This window comes from Corynebacterium aurimucosum, from assembly GCF_030408555.1.
Taxonomy (GTDB): domain Bacteria; phylum Actinomycetota; class Actinomycetes; order Mycobacteriales; family Mycobacteriaceae; genus Corynebacterium; species Corynebacterium aurimucosum.
Genome location: NZ_CP047048.1, coordinates 2,442,484 through 2,468,992, shown reverse-complemented (window position 1 = coordinate 2,468,992; position 26,509 = coordinate 2,442,484). Strand labels below are relative to the sequence as shown.

20 protein-coding genes are annotated in these 26,509 nt (G+C 61.5%); 13 read left to right on the top strand and 7 right to left on the bottom strand.

Annotated elements, in window-relative coordinates; translation table 11 throughout:
* Positions 1–20: 20 nt before the first annotated feature.
* The gene (locus tag CAURIM_RS11655; protein ID WP_144657617.1) at positions 21–509 is read right to left on the bottom strand and encodes an LppP/LprE family lipoprotein; all 489 of its coding nucleotides are present in this window, start codon (positions 507–509) and stop codon (positions 21–23) included.
* Positions 510–620: 111 nt separating this feature from the next.
* Between CAURIM_RS11655 and CAURIM_RS11650 the strand changes: the two genes are divergently transcribed.
* Positions 621–1,199, top strand: coding sequence for a nucleosidase (locus tag CAURIM_RS11650; RefSeq protein WP_201829017.1), 579 nt, complete (start codon positions 621–623; stop codon positions 1,197–1,199).
* Positions 1,200–1,325: 126 nt separating this feature from the next.
* Here CAURIM_RS11650 and CAURIM_RS11645 read toward each other — a convergent pair whose 3' ends face one another.
* From CAURIM_RS11645 to CAURIM_RS11635, 3 genes are all read right to left on the bottom strand, one after another.
* Complete coding sequence (locus CAURIM_RS11645) at positions 1,326–2,600, bottom strand: AI-2E family transporter (RefSeq protein WP_201829018.1); 1,275 nt, start codon at positions 2,598–2,600, stop codon at positions 1,326–1,328.
* Between the two features lie 35 nt (positions 2,601–2,635).
* A complete protein-coding gene (locus CAURIM_RS11640) occupies positions 2,636–6,082 on the bottom strand; it encodes a bifunctional proline dehydrogenase/L-glutamate gamma-semialdehyde dehydrogenase (protein ID WP_201829019.1) in 3,447 nt (1,148 codons plus the stop codon).
* 402 nt (positions 6,083–6,484) lie between these two features.
* Positions 6,485–7,597 (bottom strand): ABC transporter substrate-binding protein, encoded by a 1,113-nt coding sequence (locus CAURIM_RS11635; protein ID WP_070730722.1) that lies wholly within the window; start codon positions 7,595–7,597, stop codon positions 6,485–6,487.
* Positions 7,598–7,725: 128 nt separating this feature from the next.
* On the opposite strand from CAURIM_RS11635, the gene CAURIM_RS11630 reads away from it, so the two are divergent.
* The 8 genes from CAURIM_RS11630 to exaC all read left to right on the top strand — a co-directional run bounded on the left by CAURIM_RS11630 (position 7,726) and on the right by exaC (position 16,890).
* Positions 7,726–8,688, top strand: a complete 963-nt coding sequence (locus CAURIM_RS11630; RefSeq protein WP_253587859.1) for a FecCD family ABC transporter permease — start codon at positions 7,726–7,728, stop codon at positions 8,686–8,688.
* Positions 8,685–9,692, top strand: a complete 1,008-nt coding sequence (locus tag CAURIM_RS11625) for a FecCD family ABC transporter permease (protein WP_010188671.1) — start codon at positions 8,685–8,687, stop codon at positions 9,690–9,692. Before CAURIM_RS11630 ends, CAURIM_RS11625 begins: the two co-directional genes overlap by 4 nt.
* A 2-nt stretch (positions 9,693–9,694) precedes the next feature.
* Positions 9,695–10,492: an ABC transporter ATP-binding protein gene (locus CAURIM_RS11620; RefSeq protein ID WP_070730720.1), complete on the top strand. Its 798-nt coding sequence runs from the start codon at positions 9,695–9,697 to the stop codon at positions 10,490–10,492.
* Positions 10,493–10,721: 229 nt separating this feature from the next.
* On the top strand, positions 10,722–12,566 hold the full coding sequence (gene dnaK, locus CAURIM_RS11615) for a molecular chaperone DnaK (RefSeq protein ID WP_070448082.1): 1,845 nt from the start codon (positions 10,722–10,724) through the stop codon (positions 12,564–12,566).
* Between the two features lie 3 nt (positions 12,567–12,569).
* Positions 12,570–13,259 (top strand): nucleotide exchange factor GrpE, encoded by a 690-nt coding sequence (gene grpE, locus CAURIM_RS11610; RefSeq protein ID WP_201829022.1) that lies wholly within the window; start codon positions 12,570–12,572, stop codon positions 13,257–13,259.
* Positions 13,260–13,393: 134 nt separating this feature from the next.
* Positions 13,394–14,599 carry a molecular chaperone DnaJ gene (gene dnaJ / locus CAURIM_RS11605; protein ID WP_070711614.1) on the top strand — a complete coding sequence of 402 codons (1,206 nt, stop codon included), beginning with the start codon at positions 13,394–13,396 and terminating at the stop codon, positions 14,597–14,599.
* Between the two features lie 12 nt (positions 14,600–14,611).
* On the top strand, positions 14,612–15,034 hold the full coding sequence (locus CAURIM_RS11600; RefSeq protein WP_070448076.1) for a heat shock protein transcriptional repressor HspR: 423 nt from the start codon (positions 14,612–14,614) through the stop codon (positions 15,032–15,034).
* Between the two features lie 335 nt (positions 15,035–15,369).
* Positions 15,370–16,890 (top strand): acetaldehyde dehydrogenase ExaC, encoded by a 1,521-nt coding sequence (exaC, locus tag CAURIM_RS11595; RefSeq protein WP_201829024.1) that lies wholly within the window; start codon positions 15,370–15,372, stop codon positions 16,888–16,890.
* Here the strand turns inward: exaC and CAURIM_RS11590 are convergent.
* Together CAURIM_RS11590 and CAURIM_RS11585 are read right to left on the bottom strand one after the other, a co-directional pair.
* Entirely contained in the window at positions 16,887–18,038 is a 1,152-nt protein-coding gene (locus CAURIM_RS11590) for an alpha/beta hydrolase (protein ID WP_201829026.1), read from the bottom strand. The two genes, exaC and CAURIM_RS11590, sit on opposite strands and share 4 nt — an antisense overlap.
* Positions 18,035–18,295, bottom strand: coding sequence for a hypothetical protein (locus CAURIM_RS11585; protein ID WP_070717696.1), 261 nt, complete (start codon positions 18,293–18,295; stop codon positions 18,035–18,037). The genes CAURIM_RS11590 and CAURIM_RS11585 overlap by 4 nt, the downstream gene beginning before the upstream one ends.
* Before the next feature lie 102 nt (positions 18,296–18,397).
* Here CAURIM_RS11585 and CAURIM_RS11580 point away from each other — a divergent pair, with 102 nt between their 5' ends.
* A complete protein-coding gene (locus CAURIM_RS11580) occupies positions 18,398–19,207 on the top strand; it encodes a carbon-nitrogen hydrolase family protein (protein ID WP_201829028.1) in 810 nt (269 codons plus the stop codon).
* 70 nt (positions 19,208–19,277) lie between these two features.
* Here the strand turns inward: CAURIM_RS11580 and CAURIM_RS11575 are convergent, their stop codons facing one another.
* Positions 19,278–20,477: an FAD-binding oxidoreductase gene (locus CAURIM_RS11575; RefSeq protein WP_201829030.1), complete on the bottom strand. Its 1,200-nt coding sequence runs from the start codon at positions 20,475–20,477 to the stop codon at positions 19,278–19,280.
* Between the two features lie 168 nt (positions 20,478–20,645).
* On the opposite strand from CAURIM_RS11575, the gene CAURIM_RS11570 reads away from it, so the two are divergent.
* The 3 genes from CAURIM_RS11570 (at position 20,646) to clpB (ending at position 26,447) form a co-directional block, all read left to right on the top strand.
* Entirely contained in the window at positions 20,646–22,016 is a 1,371-nt protein-coding gene (locus CAURIM_RS11570; protein WP_010188682.1) for a sodium/glutamate symporter, read from the top strand.
* Positions 22,017–22,222: 206 nt separating this feature from the next.
* Complete coding sequence (locus CAURIM_RS11565) at positions 22,223–23,626, top strand: TetR/AcrR family transcriptional regulator (protein ID WP_010188683.1); 1,404 nt, start codon at positions 22,223–22,225, stop codon at positions 23,624–23,626.
* A 259-nt stretch (positions 23,627–23,885) separates the two neighbouring features.
* Entirely contained in the window at positions 23,886–26,447 is a 2,562-nt protein-coding gene (gene clpB, locus CAURIM_RS11560) for an ATP-dependent chaperone ClpB (RefSeq protein WP_201829032.1), read from the top strand.
* The last annotated feature ends 62 nt before the right edge of the window (positions 26,448–26,509 follow it).

Below are 26,509 nucleotides of genomic sequence, written 5' to 3'. Positions count from 1 at the left end.
CTTGAGGCGCACGGTTTATCTTAGCTAGGCGGAACGTCGCCGCTCATGATGACTTTGTTCTGGACTTCATCCCAGCGGAAGCTGGCCTTTGACGTACCCGTCGGTGCGGCATTGGCGTCGCCATCTTGTGGCCAGTGGTAGGTCACGGAAATCTCGTTGTGATTGACCTGCTCGACGTCGGGGAAGAAACCATAAGGCTCAGCAGTGGCGGTGCCGAGGTACTCGCCATAGTGGAAGAGCATGATGTGGTGCGGCGAGGAGGCCGTGGCTCCCTTGATAGAGATGGTCTGCCAGCTTAAGGCCGCGCAAGGATCGAAGTGGGAAGAATCAACCAGCGCCCACTCGTGGCCATGCCATTGAGGAACGTGGGCAACGTTGTCATCGAAAGCCGCCTGGGGGTTGCCGGCCTCGCAGACTACGGGGCTGGCCTGGGCTTCTTCAGGGATGGCGCAGGCGATGAGCGGCATGCACAGGAGTGCCGCTCCGGCGAAATCTCGTGGTGTGAACATGGTGTTCTCCTTTCTGAGGTCTCGGTGTGGTTCCGAACCCTACAAGCGGCCGCTCCGCTCAGAACAGAGTTGTGGAGAGCATTCCTCGAGACAGCGGGTAGTCTCGCAGGCATGGAGAATCTGTCTGGTCGTACACTGTTCATCGCCGCCGTGGATGCTGAAGCCACACACGTTCCCGAAGGAGCGCCGCTGCTCATCACCGGTATTGGTACGGTTCCCGCCGCCATCGAGCTGACCACGGTGCTGGCCTCGGCACAGCAACTGCCGGAGCGGGTTATCAACATCGGTACTGCGGGCGCGCTTCGCGACGATCTCTCAGGCGTCTTCGAGGTCTCCCACGTGCGCAAGCATGACTTCCACCTAGAGGTGCTCAGCGATGTTTCCCGCTATCTCCTTCCCGAGGTGATCGAGCTTGAAACCTCCGGTAAGCTGCCGACCGCAACGCTTGCCACGGGTGACGCCTTTATTTCGGATACCCCGACCCGCACGCGCCTTGCCCAGGATTCCGAGCTGTGCGATATGGAGGGCTACGCCATCGCCGCGGTGTGTCGAAAGTTCGGCGTGCCGTGCACGCTGCTCAAGCAGGTTTCGGACACCGCTAATGAGGAATCCTATGGCTCGTGGGCCTCGGTGCTCGACCGCGCGGCGGAGGAACTGGCCGCCGCCTTCGGCACGGTGTCCGCGGACTAGGCCCTCCATACGGAAAGTGCCCTAGTTGCCAAAACCATCGCTCCCGCCGCGGGTGGTGGGGGAGAAGTTTGGCAACTAGGGCAGTTGCACGGCCGAGAAAGCTCGAACCATGCACCGGTTGTGTGGCTAGCGGGCGCCGCTGGCCTCTAGGTTCTCGTAGAGCTCCATGACGTCCTCATGGCCCTCCGCCGTGGAAATCTTAATGTTTTTAGCTTCGATTTCGCCGGCACGCAGGCTGGCCATCTCCTGGTGGTAGCGGAAGACCACGGCAATGGTGGCAGCCACCGGCACAGCCAGGAAGGCGCCGATGATGCCGGCCAAGGCGGAGCCGACCGTGACGGAGAGCAGCACCATCGCCGCGTGCAGGCCCATGGCCTTGGATTGCAGCATCGGCTGGAGGACGTTGCCCTCCACCTGCTGGACGATGATGATGAGAGCCAAGGCGAGCAAGGCCTTCGTCAGCCCATCGGAGACCAGCGCGATGATGACGGCCAAAGCGCCCGCAGTGACAGCGCCAATGACCGGGATGAAGCTGGCGAAGAACGTAACTACGCCGATGACAAGGGCCAGCGGTACCTGGAGAACCCAGAGGCCGAGGCCGATGAGGATGCCATCGACGGCCGCGACGGCTGCTTGCGCCTGAATGAAGCCAGATAACGTGTTCCACACGCGAGTCAGCAGCTCGGTGGCGTGCCAGCCGGCGGAGTAGCCGGTGTAGGTGCGCAGCCACGGCAGGAACTTATCGCCGTCCTTGAGGATGAAGAAGGCCACGAAGAGCATGATGGCGAGCGCCATGGCGATGGAGCTGGCCATCGATACACCGGAAATCACCCCGGTGGCGATGTTGGAAGCTTGGCCCTTGATGAAGGTCATGGCGTCATCGAGGACTTCCTGGACTTTCGCGGCATCAATATCGAAAGGTAGGTCCTTGGCCATATCGACGAGCTTGTTCAAGCCGCCTTCAGCCTGATTGACCAAGGACGCGCCCTGAGAGGAGACGACCGGGGCCATCGCCGCGAAGACGCCGCCGATGATGGCCAAAAAGCCCAGCAGCGTGGTGATGGAGGCCAGCGCGCGGGGGAATTTGTGCGCGCGCAACCAGTTGGTCACGGGGAAGAGCACCGTGCACACCAAAATGGCCAGGATGACCGGCAGCAGGCCCACCCAGATGAACTTCAGCAGGTAGCCGGCCAGGCCGACGCCCGCCACCACGATGATGAAGATCAAGCACACCTTGGCCAAGGAGATGGCATCGCGCCCGAGGACGCGAGACTTGTCATCGGTCTTCGACACCGGGAGGGTAGCTTCTTCATTAATGGGCTCCGCGGCGGCAGAAGCCGCCGCATCAGAGGCCGTGGAGGACGTGCCCGAGCGGGCACCGTCATCATTGTTGTTTGTCATGCGCTCCATCTTCTCATATGAGCGCAGAAAACGAACTATGCGCGGATGCTGCTTACCTGGCGGATGATGCCGAAGCGGTGCATCGTTACCGAGACTGCCTGCTCGAGGAGGAAGGGCAGAAGCTCGCGGCGGCCATCAGCCAGCACTGGCTGATCCAAGACCACGGAGTTGGATTCCACCGCCGCCTCAAAGACGCCCGGCTCGACAGAGCCCACTGCACGCACGCGGCCGGACTCTAGACGAGCGACCTCCCGGGCGAAGGCATCCGCCGACACGCTGTCAACCTTAAAGCCCAGACCACGCAGCTCCGCGGCCTTTTCCGGGGCGGCACTGAAGCGCACCGGGGAGTCGGTGCGGGTGGCGGCGAGGGCGAGACGGGAGACGTCGCGAAGCTCGGCATCGGAACCAATGCGTACCTGCAGCGGCGTGAGCACTGGGCGGTAGCGGAAGACGTTGGCCTCGCTGACCAGACCTGCGCGGTCGTGCTGGCGGCCAAACTCCTGCTGCCAAGCCAACTCGTCGAGCTCTGCTGCGCGCCACAGCCAAGCGGTATCCTCCTCCGAGAAGCCCAGCTCGCCGAAGGCACGCAGCTGGGCCGCCACCGGCTGGGAGATATCCACGTCGAAGGGGCGCAGCGGCCCCTCGGACCAGGTGCCGAACTGGGCCACGTAGTTCGGGCCACCGGCCTTGGCGCCCGGGCCCATGACGGACTGCTTCCAGCCGCCGAAGGACTGCCGCTGCACAATCGCGCCGGTAATGCCGCGGTTGACGTAGGCGTTGCCCACTTCGACGCGCTCGAGCCAGTAGTCGATCTCCTCATTATCCAGCGTGTGGATGCCGCCGGTCAGGCCATAACCGGTGGAGTTCTGCCACTCGATGGCCTCCTCCAGGGTCTCCGCATGCATGATGCCGAGCACTGGGCCGAAGCACTCGTTGACGTGGAACCAGGAACCGGGGCGCACGTTATCGCGGATACCCGGCGACCACAGGGTGCCTTCCTCGTTGAGCTTCTCCGGCTTCACCAGCCACTTTTCACCCGGCTCCAGCTGGGTCAGGCCGCGCAGCAGCTTCTCGCTGGGGGCTTCGGCGAGACCGTTCATCGTTGTGGTGATTTCGTAGCCGGGGCCAGGGATGAGGGTCTTGACGGCGTCGACAAGCTGGGAGCGCAGGCGCTGCGACTCGCCGGCCGCACCGACGAAGATAACTAGGGAGGACGCCGAGCACTTCTGTCCAGAGTGGCCGAAGGCGGAGAGGTAGAGGTCCTGGATGGCCAGGTCCGGGTCCGCGGACGGGGTGATGATGAGCGCGTTCTTGCCGGAGGTCTCCGCCATGATGTTGAGCTCCGGCTTCCAGGAGCGGAAGAGCTTGCCGGTATCGGAAGCACCCGTGAGGATGACGGCGTCGACATCGGCGTGGGAGACCAGCGCGCGGCCGGCGTCACCCTCGTCGGTGAAGACGAGCTGGACCAGATCCGGGTCGAGGCCCTGTGCCTCCAAGCCGGCGCGGAAAGCCTCCACGACGAGCTTCGCGCAGTGCACGACCTGCGGCGCGGGCTTGATGATGACGGCGGAACCCGCAGCGAGAGCCGCCGCAATGCCGCCGGTGGGGATGGCCACCGGGAAGTTCCACGGCGGGGTCACTACGGTCACGCGGTAGGGCGTGAACTCGGCGGAGTAGCGCTCCAGCAGGCGCGCGGACTGCGCGTAGTAGGTGCAGAAGTCGATGGCCTCGGAGATTTCCGGGTCTGTCTGCGTGACGGTCTTGTTGGCCTCGTAGGCGGCGACGGAAATGAACTCGCCGCGGCGGTTGGCCAGCTCATCGGCCACGGCCTCGAGCGCGCGGGCGCGGTCCTCGGCAGCGCGGGCACCCCACTCGGCACCGAGCTCGGCGGCGCGGGCCACGTGCTTGTCGACGACCCCAGTCTCCGTCACTTCCTCCACCCCGTGCTCACCCGGGTCGGTGGCCAGAGCCTTAAGCGCCCACTCGCGGTTGGCTTCCAGAGCTGGGTCGGTGTCCGGCTCGTTAGCGAAGCGCCCGGTGCGCGGTGCCTGGCGGCCGGCTGCCTGCTCGGCCTCCTCCAAGCGGTTCTGGGTGCGGCGCGGGCCGGCGAAGGTATCCCAGCGCTGCTCGACGGCCTCGCGGAAGACCTCCTCTTGGTCCTTCAGCGCCTGCTCCTCCGGGGCGAAGAGAGCGTAGAGGAAGTTTTGCGGCGCAGAGTTCTCCTCCAAACGGCGCACCAGGTAGGAGACCGCGACATCGAAGTCCTCCATGTGCACCACCGGGGTGTAGAGGATTTGGCGGCCCTCGAAGGCCTTGCGTACCGCGGTCTGCTGGGCCGGGGACATGCCCTGGAGCATCTCGGAATCCATCATGCGCATGACGCCGCGCTTGGTGCCCAGCTTGTAGGCAAAGGCCGCGGTGTAGAGGTTGTGTGTGGCCACGCCGATGCGCACGCAGTCAGCGAACTCGGGGCGCAGGATGTAATCGAGCAGGCGGTAGTAGTTGGCGTCCACCTCATCCTTGGTGGCATAGGGCGCTGCCGGCCAGCCGTGGATTTCACCCTGGACGTGCTCCATGGACAGGTTCGCGCCTTTGACGATGCGAATCTTGATGTGGGAGCCGCCCTCGGCCACGCGCTGTTTGGCGAACTCGGCGAGGTGGGCCAGGGCGTCGAAGGTATCCGGCAGGTAGGCCTGCAGGACGATGCCGGCCTCGAGGTTGGTGAACTCCGGCTCGCTGAGAAGCTCGGTGAACAGGCGCACCGTGAGGTGGAGGTCGTGGTATTCCTCCATGTCGAGGTTGATGAAGACCTTATCGGGGCGGCGCGCGGCGGCATCATAGAGCGGGCGCAGGCGCTCCTTGAGGCGGACCAGGGAGCCCTCGATATCCCACGGGTTGAGCTGGGCCACCATGGAGGAGGCCTTAACGGAGACGTAGGTCACGCGCGGGTTCTTGATGAGCTTGAGGGTGCGCTCGGCGCGGGAGCGCGCTTCGTCGTCGCCCAGCACGGCCTCACCGAGGAGGTTGAGGTTGAGCTGCTCGCCGGACTCCGCCGCCTTGTCCAAGGTCTTGTCAAGGGCATCGCTTTCGGCGTCGAGGACCAGGTGGCCCACCATCTGGCGCATGCGCATGCGTGCCAGTGGCATGACCAGGTTGGGCAGGATGGGCCCGAAGAACCCACCCAGGCCTACGAGGGAACCGTTGATGAGGCCGAGGAAGGAGGCGTCATAGGTGGTGGTAACGGACTTCAGTGCGTGGGCGGCTACCTTGTCATCTTCGGGGCGCATGACGCGGTCGACGAAGTCCATGGTGAAGGCTACTCCGTCCGGGTTGCGCAATAAGTCGGCGAGTTGTTCGGTGGCTGGGTCCTGCTCGTCGGCGGTGGAGGCGAGCCAGGAGTGGGCCTGGGCCGCGGCGGCGTCGATCAGCGCGGCGTCGATGTCGGTGGATTCGGGCACGGGGGTGTGAGCATCGTTAGTCATGGATTACAACCTTTATGGGTCTTAAGGCGCACTGATGCGGCCTTGCGGAAAGCAGAAATTGCAGACTTTCTAGTCCAACACGAGCGCACACTCTGCGCCGTGCCGGTCAGTCTGTGTGAAAAAGAGGTGCTTATTTAACGCTGGCGTACACAACCGGTGGCCGGTCGGAAGAACGACGCTGCCTAATGAAGTGAGCATTCATGTGCGACCACCCTTCTTGTATGTGGGGAGCAGCCAGGCAGCGGCCTGGCCTGATTAGCGAGAAATCGGTGACCGTGATATGGCCCGCCGCACAAAAATCGTAGACGTGTAACCCATCTCGCTTACATGAAAGCTAGCCCCTTAAGTTGGGGTGAGTCAATCCCACAGGTGTTGTTTTGAGGGGAGGTCGCTACCCCCGTGTTAGTGGCTGAGATACTCCGCGAGATCAGCAGCGATCTTCTGTGCGCCCAGAGGTCCTAAGCCGAGAGCCCACGTGTCATCACTGACCTCGATGGCATGGCCATCTTTGACCGCTGGAAGCTGCTGGAAAGCTTCAGTGGCAATGGCAGTGTCTTGGCCGGTGGCGGAAGGATCGCCGTAGCTGCAGTAGAAGATGTAGTCAGCGTCCGCTTGGTCAATGTTCTCCGGTGAGATTTCCGTAGCGAGCTCTTCGATGTCTTGGTTGGCGGGGCGGGCGAGGCCGGCGTCATCAAGCACCGTTCCAATGAGCGAAAGGCGCCCGTAAAGGCGTACCTTGCCTGGCATGAAGCGCAGAATGGTGACGGTGGTGTCTTCGCTAGCCGGCCCGTCCTTAATGGCCTTCTTTACTTCTTCGATTTTCTTGTCATAGTCGGCCATGACTTGTTCGGTGCGCACTTCTTCTCCGAGGGCTTCGCCGATGAGTCGGAAGTTTTCTTTCCAGGTGTATCCAGGGCGAATCGAGAAAACGGTAGGTGCGATGGAATTGAACTGGTCATAATACTTATCCATGCGCAGCTGCGAGCCGATGATGAGGTCGGGGTTGAGTGAAGCAATCTTTTCCATATTGACTTCGTTGATCGTGCCTACCGTTTCGATGTCACTTGCTTTGTCGGCCATGTAATCGGGGACGGGGTTCTGACCCTTGGACGTGGTCATGCCGACTGGCTTCATGCCGAGTGCTAGGACGGAATCGAGTTCACCGCTTTCGAGAACGACCACCCGCTGCGGCTTTTCTTTGAGTTCGGTCGTTCCACGTGCATGCGTGACCGTGCGTGGGAATTGACCAGGGGCTGCATCGCTGCCAAAGGTTTGGCTTTTCTGTCCTGCTCCAGCAAAACCTTCGCCTCCGGTGGCCACGGAGTCATTTCCCGAGGCTGAATTGGAGTTTCCTGATTTTTTCTCTGACGGTGAGGATGCAGAGTTGGAAGCGTCAGCGTTTGAGTTGGTGTTTTCGAGGCTGGCGCAGCCGGTGAGAGCTATCGCTGCGGTAAGACCAACAGCGGTGAGTCGGAGAAGTGGGGTGCGCGGTACGATTTTCTTTCGAATATACATAAAAGGTAGCCTAACCTAAATTGGGTCGAGCTAAGGAAACGTGAGCATATGAAGGTATTTGGGTGGTGTTGGTGATTGAGCAGGGGGTGTACGCCGGCAAAGGAAGTGCCCGGCGTCTTGGTTGGCTAGTGGTTGCTGGCATTGCCATTCTCGGTATCGGTGTTGCGCTGTCGCTCGCGTTGGGGGCGCGTAGCATTCCTTTAAGTGACGTGTTGGCTGCCCTTCGAGGGCAGCCTGGTATCGCTTCCTCGATCGTGTGGGAGAGGCGGCTTCCCCGTACTCTCGTTGCCGTGTGTGCGGGCTGTGCTTTGGCTCTCGCTGGCGCAGTCCTGCAGATTATGACTCGCAATCCGTTGGCAGATACCGGAGTCTTCGGCATCAACGTTGGCGCTAGCTTGGCCGCGGCCATTGCTCTGGGCTGGTGGGGGTGGCAATCACCTTTTGCTTTTTCGCTCGCAGCCATCATCGGTGCGGCAGTGACCATGTTGGTGGTCACCGCGGTAGGGCGTGGCAGAGCGGGCGATGTTGATCCGCTGAGACTGATTCTTGCAGGTGTAGCCATCGGGGCGGTATGTGAGGGCCTGTCCTCCGCGCTGATCCTGATAGATCCTCACTCTTTCGCACGTATCCGCGCTTGGGTGACGGGCTCTGTTGACGTGGCCTCGTGGACACCGGTGGCGATTACGTCCGGTGGGTTAGCAGTTGGTGTGGTGCTGCTGATTGTCTTTGCGCGTCACTTGCCGCCCCTTGCTTTGGGGGATGAAGCCGCGGCGAGTCTTGGGATCAACCTCAAGATGACGCGCTTGGGACTTATCGCAGCGGTAACGGTCTTGGCGGCTACGGCCACAGCGGCAGCGGGGGTGATTGTATTTGTTGGCTTGGTTATTCCGCATGTGGTCAGGCTGTGCGGAATTTATGAAGAGCGGGCGCAACTCGCTGCCTCTGCCGTGGTCGGGCCTCTGTTCTTGTTGGGTGCTGACATTGTTGGTCGCTTTCTTATCGCGGCCGAGTTGCCGGCTGGCGTCGCGGTATCGCTCATTGGTGCCCCAGTATTGATTGCGTTGTCCCATCGCGCTGGAAGGAGGTTGTGATTGTGAGCGTGAGAAGTGTTTTGTCCTTTGCAGGTATTGTGATCGTCGCGCTAGCTATTGCTGCCTATTCGCTCTTCTCGCCTGGTGCCGGGCAGGATAGCGCAGCGTTGTGGTCCGTGGCTACGAATCCCAATAGCACTGACTTTGCGGCCACCGTCGTGTGGCAATGGCGTGCTCCGCGGGTGGTTGCCGCGATTGTCGTAGGAATGTGTTTGGGCATAGCGGGCGCCATCTTTCAGATCCTCACCCACAATCCTCTGGGCTCGCCCGACATCATCGGGTTTAATACCGGTGCCTATACCGGTGTCATCGCGGTATCCTTGGCGGGCTTTAGTTCCGCATTTAATATTGCGCTAGGCGCGTTGGTGGGTGGGACTGTTACTGCGTTACTCATCATGGGGCTTTCATTTGCCGGAAGGCTCACGGGAGCAAGGCTGATTGTGGTGGGGATTGGAGTGACGTTCTTTCTTTCAGCAATAAACAAGTGGCTGATTCTAAGTGGCGAGTTGGAGCAATCCTTAGGTGCGGCGACTTGGGCGGCTGGAACATTGAATGCTGTGTCCTGGGGCTACGTTATCCCCTTGGGGGTGCTGGGAGGCGTGGCGTGCGTCGCTGGGTTGCTGCTGCGTGGCTGGTGCGACGCGCTTGCCCTGGGGGATAGCACGGCGAGTTCGTTGGGGCTGAACGTGAATCGTGCACGTGTGGTGATGGTTCTGGTTGGCACAGTTCTTGTCGCTGTATCGACGGCGATAGCGGGCCCAATCTCATTTATCGCCCTCGCGGCCCCTCATATGGCTCGCCTGCTCTCGCGTCCAGGCAGGACACCGGTGTTGGCTTCAGGAGTGCTCGGCGCTCTTTTCTTGCTCGCTGCTGACTTAGCGGGGCAGCGCCTATTTTTCCCTATTACTTTGCCCGCCGGCCTTGTAACTGTCTGTGCTGGTGGCATCTACCTTGCGGGTCTGCTGTTGTGGCAATCCCGATTTGCGCGCGTGAAAGGCCGGTAAAAATGAACGAACAAAAAGTGTGTGACGGTGCGCCGGGCGTGAGGGCTGAAAGGCTGAGCATGTCCTATGGCAGAACTGCCCCGTTAATTCTCGACTCGGTGGATGTGTCTTTCCCCGCGGGCAAATTCTCAGCCATCATCGGCCCGAATGGTTGTGGAAAGTCCACCCTGGTGAAGGTGCTTGCGCGGTTAGAAACACCGAGCGCAGGTGCGGTGCATATTGGCCAAGAAGACGCAGCTTTACTCTCGCGGCGAAAATATGCCCAGCGCGTTGCTGTGATGTCGCAGCAATCCGTAGCCCCTGAGGGGATTAATGTCCGAGAATTGGTTGCGCGAGGGCGCTTCGCTCACCAAGGATTTATGGGGTGGAGGAGCCAGGAAGACGAGCGTGCTGTTAGTCGTGCGCTAGCGGAGGTAGGCCTTGAGGAATTGGAAGAGGCCGAGGTGGCGGCGTTGTCAGGTGGTCAGCGTCAACGTGCTTGGCTGGCCATGGCTCTCGCACAGGAAACGCCTGTACTTTTCTTGGATGAGCCAACGAGTGCCTTGGATATTGGGTATCAGCATTCCTTCATGAAGTTGATGAAAGAGCTGGCGGGTAGCAAGACCCTCGTTGCGGTAATTCATGACTTGGCGCATGTGTTGCGTTATGCCGATTATGTCGTGGCGATGAAAGATGGAACGGTGTGGGATGCGGGCGCGCCGCGCGATGTCATTAACCCTGCCCTGATCGAGGATCTTTACGGCTTGGCAGTCCGCGTTGTGAATGCGGACGGAGAGCCAGCAATCGTCCCAGTGGGGTGAGCCGCCAATTGAGCAGCTTCATTTCCCCAGCGTGCTGGCAATAAATAAAAAGTTGAGTCGATCGGGAACAACTTTGAGTTTGTCCGCGTTGTGTAGGTTGAGTGACCGGCGCTCAGGTTTGGATGACTTTGAGTGTTGCTTCTGTTAGAGTCGCTGACTGGACGCGGCAGAAGTTGAGTCGCGCATTATCAACTTAAGAACAAACCCAACCAAGCAAGGAGAAAAGATCATGGGACGCGCAGTAGGAATTGACCTCGGTACCACCAACTCGGTCGTATCCGTACTGGAAGGTGGCGAAGCCACCGTTATCGCTAACTCCGAGGGCTCTCGCACCACCCCGTCCGTCGTGGCTTTCGCTAAGAACGGCGAAATCCTCGTCGGCCAGTCCGCGAAGAACCAGGCGGTCACCAACGTTGACCGCACCATCCGCTCCGTCAAGCGCCACATCGGCACCGACTGGACCATCGATATCGATGACAAGAAGTACACCCCGCAGGAGATTTCGGCCCGCACGCTCATGAAGCTGAAGCGCGACGCCGAGGCTTACCTGGGTGAGGACGTTACCGACGCCGTTATTACCGTCCCGGCTTACTTCGAGGACTCCCAGCGTCAGGCCACCAAGGAGGCCGGCCAGATTGCAGGCCTCAACGTCCTGCGTATCGTGAACGAGCCGACTGCCGCCGCGCTTGCTTACGGCCTGGAAAAGGGTGAGCAGGAGCAGACCATCCTGGTCTTCGACCTGGGTGGTGGTACCTTCGACGTCTCCCTGCTGGAGATCGGTGACGGCGTGGTCGAGGTTATGGCTACCGCTGGTGATAACGCGCTGGGCGGCGATGACTGGGACCAGCGCATCGTCGACTGGCTCGTAGATAAGTTCAAGGCTTCCCAGGGCGTTGACCTGACCAAGGACAAGCGCGCTGTCCAGCGTCTGCGTGAGGCTGCTGAGAAGGCCAAGATTGAGCTGTCCTCCTCCCAGTCCGCCAACATCAACCTGCCGTACATCACGGTGGACTCTGAGAAGAACCCGCTCTTCCTGGATGAGACCCTGTCTCGCACCGAGTTCCAGAAGATCACCCAGGATCTGCTGGACCGCACCAAGACCCCGTTCAACCAGGTCATCAAGGATGCTGGTCTGTCCCTGTCCGAGGTTGACCACGTGGTGCTCGTCGGCGGTTCCACCCGTATGCCGGCCGTGTCCGACCTGGTCAAGGAAATGACCGGCAAGGACCCGAACAAGGGCGTTAACCCGGATGAGGTCGTGGCAGTCGGCGCTGCTCTGCAGGCAGGTGTGCTGCGCGGTGAGGTCAAGGACGTGCTGCTTCTCGACGTCACCCCGCTCTCCCTCGGCATCGAGACCAAGGGTGGCGTGATGACCAAGCTCATCGAGCGCAACACCACCATCCCGACCAAGAAGTCGGAGACCTTCACCACGGCTGATGACAACCAGCCTTCCGTGCAGATTCAGGTCTACCAGGGCGAGCGCGAGATGGCTTCCGCCAACAAGCTGCTCGGTTCCTTCGAGCTCGGTGGTATTGCTCCGGCACCGCGCGGTGTACCGCAGATTGAGGTCACCTTCGACATTGACGCCAACGGCATCGTCTCCGTCTCCGCTAAGGACAAGGCCACCGGCAAGGAGAACACCATCAAGATTCAGGATGGTTCCGGCCTCTCCCAGGAGGAGATCGACCGCATGGTCAAGGACGCCGAGGCACACGCCGAAGAGGACAAGAAGCGCCGCGAGGAGCAGGAGACCCGCAACCAGGCGGAATCCACCTCCTACCAGACCCGCAAGTTCATGGACGAGAACTCCGACAAGCTACCGGAGGACCTCAAGACCCGCGTGACTGAGGCCGCCGATGCCGTCGACGAGGCGCTGAAGGGCGATGACATTGAGGCAATTAAGTCGGCCGTCGAAAAGCTTGGCACCGAGTCCCAGGAGCTGGGCAAGGCCCTGTACGAGGCCCAGGCTGCTGAGGCAGGCGCCGAGGGTGCCGCTGCTGGCGAGACCGCTGGTGACCCCAACGTCGTCGACGCCGAGGTTGTCGACGAGGACGACGAGAACAAGGAGAAGTAAACCATGACCTCCCCTCAGGACCCGGGCAACCCGGCCAACACCGACCCCGAGGCAACCTCCGCTGAGGCTGCGGAGGCTGCCGCCGCAGAGGCTGCTTCGGCCGACGGCGCCGTGGATGAGGCTGCTGAGGCACAGGCTGATGCTGCCACCGCGGGCACCGCTGAGGCAGAGGCTGCGGTTGAGGATGCCGCTCGCGACATCGCTGATGACGACGCCAGCGCTGAGAACTCCCTGGAGGCTCAGCTGGCTGAGCGCACCGAGGATCTGCAGCGTCTCAACGCGGAGTACACCAACTACCGCCGTCGCACTGAGCGTGACCGTCAGGCCGTGATCGAGACCACCAAGGCCAAGGTCCTGGCAGATTTCCTGCCTATCCTTGATGACCTGGAGCTCGCACGCCAACACGGAGACCTCAACGAGGGGCCGCTCAAGGCCATTGCGGACAAGCTCACGGGCGTGCTGACTACTAACCAGCTGACCCCGTTCGGCGCTGAGGGCGATGCCTTCGACCCCGAGGTGCACGAAGCAGTCCAGGACCTCTCGACTGGTGACGAGCAGGTCATCGGCACGGTCTTGCGCCGTGGCTACACAGTGGGCGAGCGCGTTGTGCGCACCGCCATGGTGATTATCGCCGACCCTGCCGAGTCAGCCGATACCGCTGATAGTCCGGATAGCTCGGATAGCGCAGAATAGGTATCGCAGGTGGCGTCAGGGCTCAGTGTTCCTTGGCGCCACTCTTCTTTTCACTACTTAATTAGCATTTTTACTTAGCAAAAAATCTTAAAACCTAACCGTTTATCGACTCTCCTGAAAGGAGGAGATGCCCAGTGAACGCTAAGCCAGAATGGGCAGACAAGGATTATTACGCGGATCTGGGGGTCTCCTCGTCCGCAACCGCCGAAGAGATTAAGCAGGCTTATCGCAAGCTGGCCCGCCAGAACCACCCCGACGCCAACCCGGATAACCCCGCGGCGGCGGAAAAATTCAAGCAGGTGGCGGAGGCCTATGATGTGCTCTCTGATAAAGCTACCCGCAAGGACTATGACGAGTTCAAGGCCATGATGCGCGGCGGTGGCTTTGGACGGAGAGGAGGCGCCGGGTTTCCCGGCGGGTTTCGATCCACGCACATGGGTGGACCGGGTGCGCAAGAATTCGACCTCTCGGACATCTTCGGAGGATCCGCTCGAGGAGCGTCTCAAGGCGGCGGTCTTGGGGATATCTTCGGTAGCGTTTTCAACCGCGGCGGTGGTGCTGGCCACACAGCTCGGCCGTCGCGGGGGGCCGACGTCGAAACGCAAATAACCCTCGACTTCCGCGAGGCAGCGAAGGGAACCACCATTCCCTTGCAGCTCAGTGGCGAAGCTCCCTGCACCACGTGCCACGGTTCCGGCTCGAAGAGCGGAAAGCTGACGACGTGCTCGACGTGCGACGGCACCGGTTTTACCTCTGAGCAGCGCGGTACCTTCGGCTTCTCGGCGCCGTGCGCTGACTGCGATGGCACTGGCCAGCGGGCCGAGGACCCGTGCCCGGATTGCTCTGGTTCCGGAACGGTGCATCGCACCCGCTCCATCACGGTGCGTATCCCTGCTGGAGTGATTGATGGCCAGAAGGTGCGCCTCGCTGGTCAGGGTGAAGCTGGTCCGAATGGCACGCCTTCCGGTGACCTCTTTGTGGCGGTCACGGTAAAGCCTGACAAGGTATTCACCAGGGAAGGCGATGATCTGCACGTCACCGTCCCGGTGTCCTTTGCGGAGCTGGCCTTGGGAGACACCATTACGGTGCCGACCCTCGATTCGCCCGTGCGCGTGAAGGTGCCGGCGGGCACACCCGATGGCCGCACGTTGCGCGTGAAGGGCCGCGGCGTGGCCAAGCGCGGCGGCAAAGCCGGTGACCTCATGGTGACCGTGCAGGTCACCGTGCCCTCCACGCTGGATGCGGCGGCTTCCTCGGCGCTGCGCAGCTACGCGCAAGCGGAGAAGGACTCCGGCTTCGATCCGCGTGCCGGTTGGGCCGGTAATACGGTAGCGCGCTAAAGGAGGTGTGAGATGAGCAAGGACAGAACAAGCCGAAGTGATGCGGCGCAGCCCAAGGCGATGTATGTCATCTCCGTGGCTGCAGAACTGTCCGGCATGCATGCTCAAACCCTGCGCACGTATGACCGGATGGGGCTGGTTTCCCCGGCCCGCACCTCCGGGGGCGGGCGCCGTTATTCCGAAAGCGACATCGAGCTCTTGCGCAAGATTCAGGCGCTCTCGCAGGACGATGGCGTGAACCTGGCCGGTATTAAATCCATCATCGAGCTGACTGCGGAGCGTGACCGCCTCGCCGCCGAGCGCGATGAACTGCAGGCAGAAGTTGAACGCCTGCGCAGCCAGGCCCGCCCATCGCGCGGTGAGCTGGTCCACGTACCGCGTTCGACCTCCGTGGTGATGTGGACGCCGCGTCGTAATCGACGCCGCGACAGCTAGAAGTTTCCCCCTCCTTCGCGGAGGGGTTCTTCTGTTTTATGCCCATCTACAGCCTGCTCAGCCGGAAGCTCTGTGCTCTTTGCTTAGCACGTGCCCTTGTTGCCAAAGTTCTTGTTCAAAATTGCTCTGGACCGTGAAACTTTGGCAACGAGGGCAGTTTGGGTAGCAACTGTCCTGGGGAGGATAGCTTTCGAAAACGTGAGTTTTGCAAAACTTAACACTACACTCGCACTCAACGTTGTGCGACCTATCACATTCCTAGGTGAATGTGTCTGGGACACCTTAGGTGAAGGCCCAACGGAGACCTATAAGACAACAAGAAAGGTGCGATGACCATGACTTTCTATGCGAACCCCGGAACCCCTGATGCCATCGTTAACTTCCGTGAGCGCTATGACAACTACATCGGCGGCGAGTGGGTACCACCGGTTGATGGTGAGTACATGGACAACATCACCCCGGTTACCGGAGAGGTTTTCTGCCAGGTCGCACGCGGCAAGGCAGCAGACATTAATCTGGCCATCGACGCCGCAGAGAAGGCCTTCGAAACCTTCGGTAAGAGCACCCCGGCCGAGCGTGCGCTCCTGTTGCACCGCATTGCGGACCGCATCGAGGAGAACCTGGAAAAGATCGCCGTCGCGGAAACCTGGGAGAACGGTAAGGCCGTGCGTGAGACCCTCGCTGCTGATATCCCGCTGGCAGTCGATCACTTCCGCTACTTCGCCGGCGCGATTCGTGCTCAGGAGGGCCGCCTTTCCCAGATTGACCAGGACACCGTGGCTTACCACTTCCACGAGCCGCTGGGTGTGGTGGGGCAGATCATCCCGTGGAACTTCCCGCTGCTCATGGCGGCGTGGAAGATTGCCCCAGCGCTGGCCGCGGGCAACACCATTGTGATGAAGCCGGCTGAGCAAACACCGGCCTCCATCCTGCTGCTCATTGAAATTATTGAGGACCTCCTGCCGAAGGGCGTGCTCAACATCGTCAACGGTGTCGGTGAGGAAGCGGGCGTGGCTCTGTCTACCTCGGATCGCATTGCCAAGATTGCCTTCACTGGCTCCACCCCGGTGGGCAAGATCATCAACAAGGCCGCTGCAGACAAGGTCATTCCTGTCACGCTGGAGCTCGGCGGCAAGTCACCGTCCATCTTCTTCGCGGACATCATGGACAAGAATGATGCCTACCTGGAGAAGTGCGTCGAAGGCTTCGTCATGTTCGCGCTCAACCAGGGTGAGGTCTGCACCTGCCCATCGCGCGCGCTCATCCACGAGGACATCGCGGACAAGTTCCTGGAGCTGGCCGTAGAGCGCGTGAAGAAGATCAAGATCGGCCACCCGCTCGATACCGAAACAATGATGGGCGCGCAGGCTTCCCAGGAGCAGATGGACAAGATCGCCGAATACCTCGAGATCGGCCCGAAGGAAGGTGCGGAGACCCTCATCGGTGGACATGTGAACAAGGTGGAGGGCCTAGAGAACGGCTACTACATTGAGCCGACCGTCTTCCGTGGCACCAATGACATGCGCATCTTCCGCGAGGAAATCTTCGGCCCGGTGCTCTCCGTGGCCACGTTCAAGGACTTCGAGGAAGCCATCCAGATTGCTAACGACACCAACTTCGGCCTGGGTGCCGGCGTGTGGTCGCGCCACCAGAACATCTGTTACCGCGCCGGGCGTGAAATCCAGGCCGGCCGCGTGTGGGTCAACCACTATCACGTGTACCCCGCGCACAGCGCCTTCGGCGGCTACAAGGAGTCCGGCATCGGCCGTGAGAACCACCTCATGATGCTCGCTCACTACCAGGAGACGAAGAACATGCTGGTGTCCTACTCCGAGGAGCAGGCTGGTCTCTTCTAAAAGCGTTGCGCGATGATGCCCAGGCCCCGCAGAAATGCGGGGTCTTTCCAATAGGAACCATGATCCCCCGGCAGGCCGTTCGCGTCGGGCAGAGGGGCGGCGCCAAAAGCAGGGGAGGAGGGATCAGGGCCGTGGATTCCGCCGCGCGGTCCGGTGGCAATCGCGATGGGGTCCTCGGTATTCCGCGCGCTCCACACCCGGCCGTGCAGCTGCGAGGCACTAGCCACGGAAGCGCCCGGGCTGCCGACGAGCACGATGTCATCCGCAACATAGTCTTGCTGCGCCGCCTTGCCCACCACCACAGAGCCATAGGAGTAGCCCAGGAGGATATGCTGCGCGTGCGGAAAGCGCTGCCGCAAAGCGCGCTGGAAGCGGCCCAGCTCAGCAGCCCCGCGGCGCGCCGGGTCCTCGTGTGCAGCGCGGGGCAGCGAGGCCGGGGCGGAATAACCAATCCACGCCACCGTGGGCCCATTGGTGGCGCGCGCGATGGCGCGGGCGCGCTCCACGGCGGTGGGCCAGCTCGCTGTCTCGGAAGAACCTACCCCACCCACAAAGGTGCTTACCTGGGCGGCGTGGGTCCCGATGCCTTCGGGGTCCACGAGTGCCACCAACCGCCCGGGGCCGGCCTCCAGCACGGTGATATCCGGGTTAGCCGCGGCCAGGGAACGAACCTCCTCGCTAGCCATGGTCAGCTGGACCTGGTGCAGCTCAGTGAGAGTCAGGTCGCTGAAATCCTCCAAGCGGCTCGGTGGCTGGGCCATCTCCGGGGTGCATAAGGCGTTTAATTGGCGGGCGCAGGCCCAATCGAGGACGTCGGCCAACGCATCTAACTGCCCAAGCGCCACGCTGGCGGGCTCGGCAAATACAGGGATCGCAGCGAGCTGCAGTGCGCGTGAGCGCAGTTGTTCAATTCTCTCCAGCAGTGGCGCATAGAGGCTCAGGATCCGCGCGGCCAGGCGCATCTGTTGCGCGGGTTCTAATAGCGTGTCGGTGGCGCGCTGCAATGCGTGCCGTGCGGCATCGGAAGCAGCTCCGGATAGCGCTAGGCCCGCCCAATGATGGTGTGAGTCAGTGACATAAAGTTCGAGTTCAGAAGCAGAATTTACCATCCAGTCAGCCTCCGTGCGTAGTTCTTCCGCCGCGCTCATTCGCTTCCCTCCAGGCGTGCGGAAAGGTTTACATCAAGACTCTGGGTCACACCCACGAAGCGCTCCAGCTCTCCTAGGCGCGCCCGTCGATCCCCTTCGCTGGCTCTTCGCACCTCCTCCCACCGCGCGCCGAGAAGAGCTAGTGCGCGAGCCGTACGGGGAGGCTCTTTCAAAGAAGGCGTGGCGGCGGGCGAGACGTGCCCGAAGAGGGAACGGATCTGCTGAAGGGCAGCATGGTCGATGTCGAGGTGGTTCATAGCATCGAGACTGCGCTAACTGTCCAATCGCCGTAAAGAGCAGCAACCGCGAATCCACGAAATCTGTGGATAACTAGTCCGGGCTCGTCTACCGTGGGCCGCATGAAGGTAGCAGCAGTTCAATTGACCAGTACCGGAAACGTCGAGGAGAACCTCGTAGTAGCGCTCGACAAGATCCGGGAAGCCGCGGCCAACGGCGCGCAGCTCATCGTCCTGCCGGAAGCTACCACCCAGAGCTTCGACTCCGGGCGCCTCGATACACACGCAGAAGGGCTTGATGGCCCCACCGCCACTGCCGTGCGCGCGCTGGCAGAAGAACTCGGCGTGTATGTGGTGCTGGGAATGTTTGCCCCAGCGGATACCGTCCAGCGTGGGGAGAAGACCATTAATCGTGTGGCCAACGTTGCGCTCATCGCCGGGCCTGGTGTTCTCGGCGGCTACGAAAAAATCCACACTTACGATGCTTTCAAGTACAAGGAATCCGATACCGTCCGGCCGGGCGAGTCACTCGTTGCCTTCGATGCCGGTGACCTCACCGTGGGTGTCGCCACCTGCTATGACATCCGCTTCCCTGAACAATTCAAGGAGCTCGCCCGCCAGGGTGCTCAGCTCATCGTCGTGCCCACCAGCTGGGCAGATGGCCCGGGCAAGCTGGAGCAATGGCGCCTGCTCAGCGCGGCGCGCGCGCTTGATTCCACGGCTTATATTCTGGCCGCAGGCCAGGCCCGCCCCGGTGGGGAGGCGAAGGCGGGGCAGACTTCCGGCCCCACCGGCATTGGGCACTCCGTCCTCGTGGCGCCGGATGGCACACGTCTTGCCGAAGCCAGCTATGAGCCGGAAATCCTCTACGGCGAGGTGGAGCCAGACTCCGTGGCGAAGGTCCGCGAATCCCTCCCCGTCCTAGACGCCTAAGCCCCGATTGCACGCCTAGGCTCCGATTGCACGCCTAAGCTCCGTTTGTACGCCTAGGCGCTCATAGCGCTTAGGCCCATTGGGATTTCTTCCATGCCGCCCAAGCCTCCCAGTCATCGCCCCAGCCGTCGAGCTCCGCGGCGGAGGCCGCCCACTCGTGGCCACGCTGCCAGCTATCCATGGTGATAGCCTCCTCCGCGACGCCACCCGCGAGCAAGGCCGCACGCGCTAGTTCCACGCGGTCGGCCGGACCGATGAGTACAAAGCGGCGGTCAGTCCCTTCAGCGAGCACCGGTTCTATCGGTTCCTTGGCCACCACAGGCTTAAACCCGTGGGCAGCCGGCTGCGCCCCCAGCAACCACGGGTCCTGTCCCTCCCGCACGATGTGGCGCAGCTTCAGCTCCGGAACCAAGGCCTGCAGGTTAGCCTGAAATTCCGTGTCATAGTGCTCGCCCGGCGAAGGTGCTACGGCATAGACCTGGAGACCGGAGGGGAGGGTGTTCTCCAGGGCGTCGAGAAGCAGCGCCCGGGCGCCCGCCCACCCGGTGCCGAAGGAAATGAGGGTGGTTCCGGAATCGAGTTGCGGCGGCTCACCGGCGGGCATGCCCAACGTCCACCAATCACCCGGCTGCGCCTTTGCCAGCATGGAGGAAGCTTCACCGGCCAGCGCGAGGTGGAATATCAGTTGCCCGGAATCGCCAGCAGGCGCAGCCGGGGTCAACGGACGCCAGGTTCCCGGCGTGAGCTGCGAGGTCACCGGCACGTGCTGGCCCGCGCGGTAGTCCAGCGCCATACCGGACTCCAACCGGACCACAGCGGTGTTCCGGTTGGGCTTTTCCACCGCCACCACCTGGGCGCTATGAGCGGGAGGAAGACCGGCGACATCCGCCTCCTGTGCGGCGGTACGCATGATGGAGCACACCTGGGAAATGGTGCGCGTGGCGACGTCATGCTGGTACGGCGTGAGCCCCAGAACCCCCAGCCCGTGAACAAGTGATGCCTCAAATTTCGGATAGACCTCAGGCGGGAAACCGAGGCGGCGATGATCACGGCCCATGCGTACCAGGCGCTGGGCCACGTCCCCCTGTACCTCATCGCCCTCCACATTCTCCAGCACCCACGCCAGCGCCGGGGCCATGGAGGGGTGCGTGTCTTTCATCGACAGAGCAAAGACCTGGCGGGACTCGGCCACGGTGGCGAAAAAGTGCCCGTGTACTGCGTCGCGATAGTCTTCCGCGTGCTTGCGTAGGTGCTCACCCAGTTCCCTCATGCCCGCCCATCCTAGCCCTTGGGGGTAGAGCCACATCACCCTCGGGTTATATGCCAGGGGTGGAAAAGCGGGAAGGGGGTTATAGTGTAATCAACGGTTCATTTCCCGAAAGAGGGTGAGTCTCGTCTCAAGGACGCCGCCGAGTGCGGCATGGAAGGAAGTTTTCGCATGGAAGAATTCTCTGCGTTCACAATCATGACCGACGTGGGCTGGATTTCTTTGCTCATGGTTATCGGCAACGTTCTGCGCCACCAGATCAAGTTCGTGTTCCAGGACTTGCTCTTGCCTGCCCCCATCACGGCAGGCCTACTCGGCTTGCTCTTAGGCCCTAATGTCTTGGGTTGGATCGGTTTCTCCGACAACCTCGGCGATTACACCTCACTGCTCATCGCTGTGGTCTTCGCCTCCATGGCCTTCTCCATGGAGATGGGCGGCAATATGGGCAAAGGCGCCCGCAACATGTGGGGCTATTCCACCATGATGTTCACCGGCCAGTGGGGCCTGTTCATCGTTTTGGGTCTTCTCCTGTTCAAGCCAACCTTTGATACCCCGGACTGGTTCGGCATGATGCTGCCCGTTGGCTTCACGGGTGGCTTCGGTACCGCGGCGGCTGTCGGCAGTGCCTTGGAAGGTGTGGGTGCTGAGGCGGCGTCCTCCTTGGGCTTTACCTCCGCCACCGTGGGTACGCTGGCCGCCATCATTGGCGGTATCGTCGCCGGTAACTGGGGCATCCGTAAGGGCAAGGTTTCGCATGTGCCGAAGCAGCTTCCGGAGGAACTGCGCCGCGGCTACATCTCGCGCCTGGAGGATCGTCCTTCCCTGGGCCGTGCCACGACGAACCCCTCTGCCATCGAGCCCATCACCCTGCACGTTGGCTTTATCGCTTTGACCGTGATGACCGCTTATGGCATCAACAAGGGAATCTCCTCTGTGTGGGAGAACGTGTCCATCCCGCTGTTCGCTATGTCTATGGTCGTGGGTCTGCTCTTCCGTGCGGTGATGAACATGGTGGGCGCCAAGGATTACCTGGACAAGGACACGGTGAGCTCGGTGTCCGGTGCGGCCACCGACTACCTCATTGCCTTCGGTGTGGCGGCCATCGTGCCGGCTGCCGTCGCGGCCTACTGGCAGGCTCTTCTCCTGCTCTTTGTCCTGGGTACCATCTACTGCATCTTCTTCCTCATGTGGTTCCCTGCCGAGTTCTTCGGCGAGCGCTGGATTGAGCGCGGCATCTTTGGCTGGGGCTGGGCGACGGCTACCGTGGCCACCGGTATTGCGATCCTCAAGATCGTCGATCCGAAGCTCAAGTCCGGCACCCTGTCGGAGTACGGCATGGCCTACATTGGCTTCGGACCCTTTGAGATTTCTTGGACCATCATCGCGCCGCTGGCCGTCATGTACGGCTTCACCGCTGGCTTCGGCTGGATCTCCCTGGGCATCGCGGTGGTTATCTACCTCGTCTTCAAGTTCACGGGAATGATGCCGCCGCGCGGCACCATCTTCAAGGAAGGCATCGGACACGTCGGCTCAGAGAAGTAGACGCTGACCTTTCCCGCGTGAAACCCCCAGGCCGTGGCCTGGGGGTTTCTTCGTTCACAGGGTGGCCCGCATTACGGGAGTCAGTGCCTAGTAAACACATTGCTCTTTAACCAAGAATGGGGATAAAATTCAGGAAGTTGTTAGCGTGGCGCTCTCCCATTCTTTCTTTTTATTCTTTCGTCGGCAGCGCAATCTTAGGAATCCATATGCATATTCTTTATGAAGGCTCACCTCGTGAGGTCATCCTCGAGTCTGCGCTTCATATCGGAGCAGCCGAGGGCGATGAGGCTATTACCATGGAATCCGTGGCCAAGCTGGCGGAGCTTCCCGTCGCTGAGGTACGCGCGGAATTTCCTGATCGCGAGGCAATCGTGCACGCGCTTCCTGATTACGTAACTGACCGGAAAGTTAAGTTCCTCGAGGAAACGCTCGACGCTGCTCTTGGTTACGCCGATCTTTTTACTAAGCTGACCACTTTTACTGAGGCCTACTACGAGTACGCCGAACGTGAGCCGGAGCTGTTCCGCTACCTCTTTGAGAAGAAGGCCTATGTCTCCGAGGATGAATGGCGTGCTCTTTTGCAGGGAAACTTATCCCACAATCGCACCTTGGACCTGATCTATGAAAACATCTCGCTCATCGCGGCCGAGGAGAAGCTTAAGGTAGGAAGCGATGTGTGCTTTCAAACGGTGGCGCGGCTGAGCGCGGCCACCTTGGCTACCGTCCACGGTATGGCGCACCTGAGTGTTTTGGGTGTGCTGCGGCACCAGCACTCGGTGGTGCGACGCTTTAACCTCCGTGAGGTATGTAAAGCACTCATTGGAACCCTGTTCAAGGCTGCGGAGTTCTTGGAGATTCCGGATGTGCGTAGCCCGATGCAGGAGTACCGCGCGTTGCTCGCCGGGTTTGTTCCGGACCGCGATATTTCGTTGGACATCTCTGCGATTGAGGACGTGCAGGAACTTTCCACAGAGCGGGCACGCATGGCTGTTAAGGAACGTGCCATCCAGCTGGCAGCGCGGGAAGGGCTGCAGTGCGTGACCATTGAGAACGTGGCCGAGTATTTCGGTGTCTCCGATGTTTTCGTTGCTTCGCTGGTGGACAATGACTTCGTGTTGCGTGAATCCGTTGAGTGGGAAACCGACCGCGAGCTTGAAGCCCACAGTCTCTACCTGCTGGAGCGGCTGCCGGAGGGTGCATCGGCCGTCGACAAGCTCCTGTGCGTTGCGGTGGCCTATTTCCACTATGCGGTGACCTTCCCCGAACGCTATAGCGCCTGCATTGCTGCTGCCTCCGGCTCCGTGGTGCCGTTGAGTGAGGACGGTGAGGAGCAAACCCAGATGGGTGAGTCCTTCGCGCTGCTGATGCGGTTTGCCCGTGAGGCGCTGCGAGAGGCCGGCTATGCGCCGGAGGACCGCTTGGTCTACATCAAGAACCTCACCCTGTGGGCTGGCGCTGACGGCATGTGCCACCTGGCGTCGATGGGTGAGTTTCGAGATATCGACCTCGAACAGAAGTGGTCCCTCTATTGCTTTGTCACGGCCGTGGTTCTCGCTTCCTTTTCCTACGACCTTCCAGAGGAGCAACCACAAGCCTCTCAGTCGGCTTAAGCATTTAAGGCACCGGCCCCTCCGCACCGTTGCACCCAGCAGGGCGGTGGGGCTGGTTTTCTTATGCCTATGGCCTGCCAAGCGGGCAGAAGAAAAAGTTGAGTGAAGCCCTATCAACCCGGTCGGGGGTGGTTGGTTTAAAAACTTCTAGTTGAGTGGAACAGACTCAAGTTCTGTAGCGTTATAGACAGTGAAGCTACCTTCCCTGCTGTAGCCGCAGGGAGGTTTGGATAAATAGTAGAAACGGAGAAACACAACAATGAGTTCTTTTAACCCCACCACTAAAACTCAGGAGGCCCTGCAGCAAGCACTGCAGACGGCCTCCGCCAACGGTAACCCGGACATCCGCCCGGCACACCTCTTAGCAGCCATCCTCGAGCAGCAGGACGGCATTGCCGCCCCGGTGCTCAAGGCCACCGGCGTGGACCCAGATACGGTGCTGAAGGAGGCGCGCCAGCTTATCGACGCCCTCCCCAAGGCCGAGGGTGCCAACATGGCGAACCCGAACTTTAACCGCGACGCCCTCAACGTCCTCACCCGCGCCCAGGAGCTGGCCGGCGAGCTTGGTGATGAGTACGTCTCCACCGAGGTTTTGCTTGCAGCTATTGCGGGCTCGAAGACGGATGCCGCGGAGCTGCTGACCTCCCGGGGTGCCACTTACGACGCGCTCAAGGGCGCTTTCCCCTCCGTGCGTGGTGCAGCCAGGGTGACCTCGGAGAACCCCGAGGAGCAGTTCCAGGCTCTGGAGAAGTACGCCACGGACCTCACCGCCCGTGCCCGCGAGGGCAAGATTGACCCGGTAATCGGCCGCGATCAGGAGATCCGCCGCGTGGTCCAGGTTCTTAGCCGCCGCACGAAGAATAACCCGGTGCTCATCGGTGAGCCCGGCGTGGGTAAGACCGCCATCGTGGAGGGCTTGGCCCGCCGCATCGTGGCGGGTGACGTACCGGAATCCCTCAAGGGCAAGACGCTGCTGAGCCTGGATCTCGGTTCCATGGTCGCCGGCGCGAAGTACCGCGGCGAGTTCGAGGAGCGCCTCAAGGCCGTGCTCGATGAGATTAAGGCTTCCGATGGACAGATCATCACCTTCATCGATGAGCTGCACACCATCGTCGGCGCTGGCGCCACCGGTGAAGGTTCCATGGATGCCGGCAACATGATTAAGCCCATGCTGGCCCGCGGCGAGCTCCGCCTGGTCGGTGCTACCACCCTCGATGAATACCGCAAGTACATCGAGAAGGACGCCGCCCTGGAGCGCCGCTTCCAGCAGGTCTACGCCGCTGAGCCCTCCGTGGAGGACACCATCGGTATCCTCCGTGGCCTCAAGGAGCGCTACGAGGTGCACCACGGTGTGCGTATCCAGGACTCGGCCTTGGTCTCTGCCGCTGAGCTCTCGCACCGTTACATCACCAACCGCTTCCTGCCGGATAAGGCCATCGACTTGGTCGATGAGGCAGGCTCTCGCCTGCGCATGGAGATTGACTCCTCCCCGCAGGAGATTGATGAGCTGGAGCGCATCGTGCGCCGCCTCGAGATTGAGGAGTTGGCTCTGAAGAAGGAATCGGACGCCGCCTCGAAGGACCGCTTGACTGCCCTTCAGCAGGAGCTGGCTGATGAGCGCGAGAAGCTCGGTGAACTCAAGGCCCGCTGGGCCAATGAGAAGAAGGCCATCGATGATGTGCAGACCATCAAGGAACAACTGGAGGACCTGCGCCGCCAGGCAGAGATTGCGGAGCGCGATGGTGACCTAGCACTGGCCTCCGAGATCAACTACGGCAAGATGCCGCCGCTGGAGAAGGACCTGGCTGCCGCCGAGGAGAAGGCTCAGCAGCAGCACAACACCATGCTCAGCGAGGAGGTCACTCCGGATACCATCGCGGAGGTTGTCTCCGCTTGGACCGGCATCCCAGCCGGCAAGATGCTGCAGGGAGAGACCGAGAAGCTGCTCAACATGGAGTCCGTGCTGGGGCAGCGCGTGGTGGGCCAGAAGGAGGCCGTCACCGCGGTCTCCGACGCTGTGCGCCGCGCCCGCGCCGGTGTGGCTGACCCGAACCGCCCAACCGGCTCCTTCCTCTTCCTCGGCCCGACGGGCGTGGGTAAGACGGAGCTGGCGAAGGCTTTGGCGGACTTCCTCTTTGACGATGAATCCGCCATGGTTCGCATCGATATGTCCGAGTTCGGTGAGAAACACTCCGTCGCTCGCCTCGTCGGTGCCCCTCCGGGATACGTGGGCTATGACGCCGGTGGCCAGCTCACGGAGGCGGTGCGTCGCCGTCCGTACACGCTGGTGCTTTTCGACGAAGTCGAGAAGGCCCACCCGGATGTCTTCGACGTGCTGCTCCAGGTGCTCGATGAAGGCCGCCTGACCGATGGCCAGGGCCGCACCGTGGACTTCCGCAACACGGTCATCATCCTGACCTCGAACCTGGGTGCCGGCGGCACCAAGGAGGAGGTCATGGAGGCAGTCAAGCGCAGCTTCAAACCGGAGTTCATCAACCGTCTTGATGATGTGGTGATGTTTGAGCCGCTGACCTCGGATCTGCTCTCCGGCATCGTGGACATCCAGCTCAAGGGCTTGGCCGAGCGCCTGTCCGGCCGCCGCCTGACGCTGCAGGTCTCCGACGCGGCCAAGCTGTGGTTGGCCGAGCGCGGTTATGACCCGGCCTATGGTGCCCGCCCGTTGCGCCGCCTGATCCAGCAGGCCATCGGTGACCAGCTGGCCAAGAAGCTCCTGGCCGGTGACATCGTGGACGGCGATACCGTGCACGTTGACGTCGCCGACGGTGGCGAGCGCCTGGAGCTAGCTGCCCGCACCGCCTAAGGCACCGACTAAACCGGTGAGCGCGATTAGCGCTCACCGCGCTCACCGCGTTCATCGGTCGC

What these genes read in the sequence shown, in the direction of transcription:
- CAURIM_RS11565 (WP_010188683.1), top strand. Translation starts at nt 22,223, where the DNA reads ATGCATATTCTTTATGAAGGCTCACCTCGTGAGGTCATCCTCGAGTCT.
- CAURIM_RS11600 (WP_070448076.1), top strand. Translation starts at nt 14,612, where the DNA reads ATGAGCAAGGACAGAACAAGCCGAAGTGATGCGGCGCAGCCCAAGGCG.
- CAURIM_RS11580 (WP_201829028.1), top strand. Translation starts at nt 18,398, where the DNA reads ATGAAGGTAGCAGCAGTTCAATTGACCAGTACCGGAAACGTCGAGGAG.
- CAURIM_RS11655 (WP_144657617.1), bottom strand. Translation starts at nt 509, where the DNA reads ATGTTCACACCACGAGATTTCGCCGGAGCGGCACTCCTGTGCATGCCG.
- CAURIM_RS11585 (WP_070717696.1), bottom strand. Translation starts at nt 18,295, where the DNA reads ATGAACCACCTCGACATCGACCATGCTGCCCTTCAGCAGATCCGTTCC.
- CAURIM_RS11635 (WP_070730722.1), bottom strand. Translation starts at nt 7,597, where the DNA reads ATGTATATTCGAAAGAAAATCGTACCGCGCACCCCACTTCTCCGACTC.
- CAURIM_RS11590 (WP_201829026.1), bottom strand. Translation starts at nt 18,038, where the DNA reads ATGAGCGCGGCGGAAGAACTACGCACGGAGGCTGACTGGATGGTAAAT.
- CAURIM_RS11620 (WP_070730720.1), top strand. Translation starts at nt 9,695, where the DNA reads ATGAACGAACAAAAAGTGTGTGACGGTGCGCCGGGCGTGAGGGCTGAA.
- exaC (WP_201829024.1), top strand. Translation starts at nt 15,370, where the DNA reads ATGACTTTCTATGCGAACCCCGGAACCCCTGATGCCATCGTTAACTTC.
- dnaK (WP_070448082.1), top strand. Translation starts at nt 10,722, where the DNA reads ATGGGACGCGCAGTAGGAATTGACCTCGGTACCACCAACTCGGTCGTA.
- CAURIM_RS11650 (WP_201829017.1), top strand. Translation starts at nt 621, where the DNA reads ATGGAGAATCTGTCTGGTCGTACACTGTTCATCGCCGCCGTGGATGCT.
- grpE (WP_201829022.1), top strand. Translation starts at nt 12,570, where the DNA reads ATGACCTCCCCTCAGGACCCGGGCAACCCGGCCAACACCGACCCCGAG.
- CAURIM_RS11640 (WP_201829019.1), bottom strand. Translation starts at nt 6,082, where the DNA reads ATGACTAACGATGCTCACACCCCCGTGCCCGAATCCACCGACATCGAC.
- CAURIM_RS11645 (WP_201829018.1), bottom strand. Translation starts at nt 2,600, where the DNA reads ATGACAAACAACAATGATGACGGTGCCCGCTCGGGCACGTCCTCCACG.
- clpB (WP_201829032.1), top strand. Translation starts at nt 23,886, where the DNA reads ATGAGTTCTTTTAACCCCACCACTAAAACTCAGGAGGCCCTGCAGCAA.
- CAURIM_RS11570 (WP_010188682.1), top strand. Translation starts at nt 20,646, where the DNA reads ATGGAAGAATTCTCTGCGTTCACAATCATGACCGACGTGGGCTGGATT.
- CAURIM_RS11575 (WP_201829030.1), bottom strand. Translation starts at nt 20,477, where the DNA reads ATGAGGGAACTGGGTGAGCACCTACGCAAGCACGCGGAAGACTATCGC.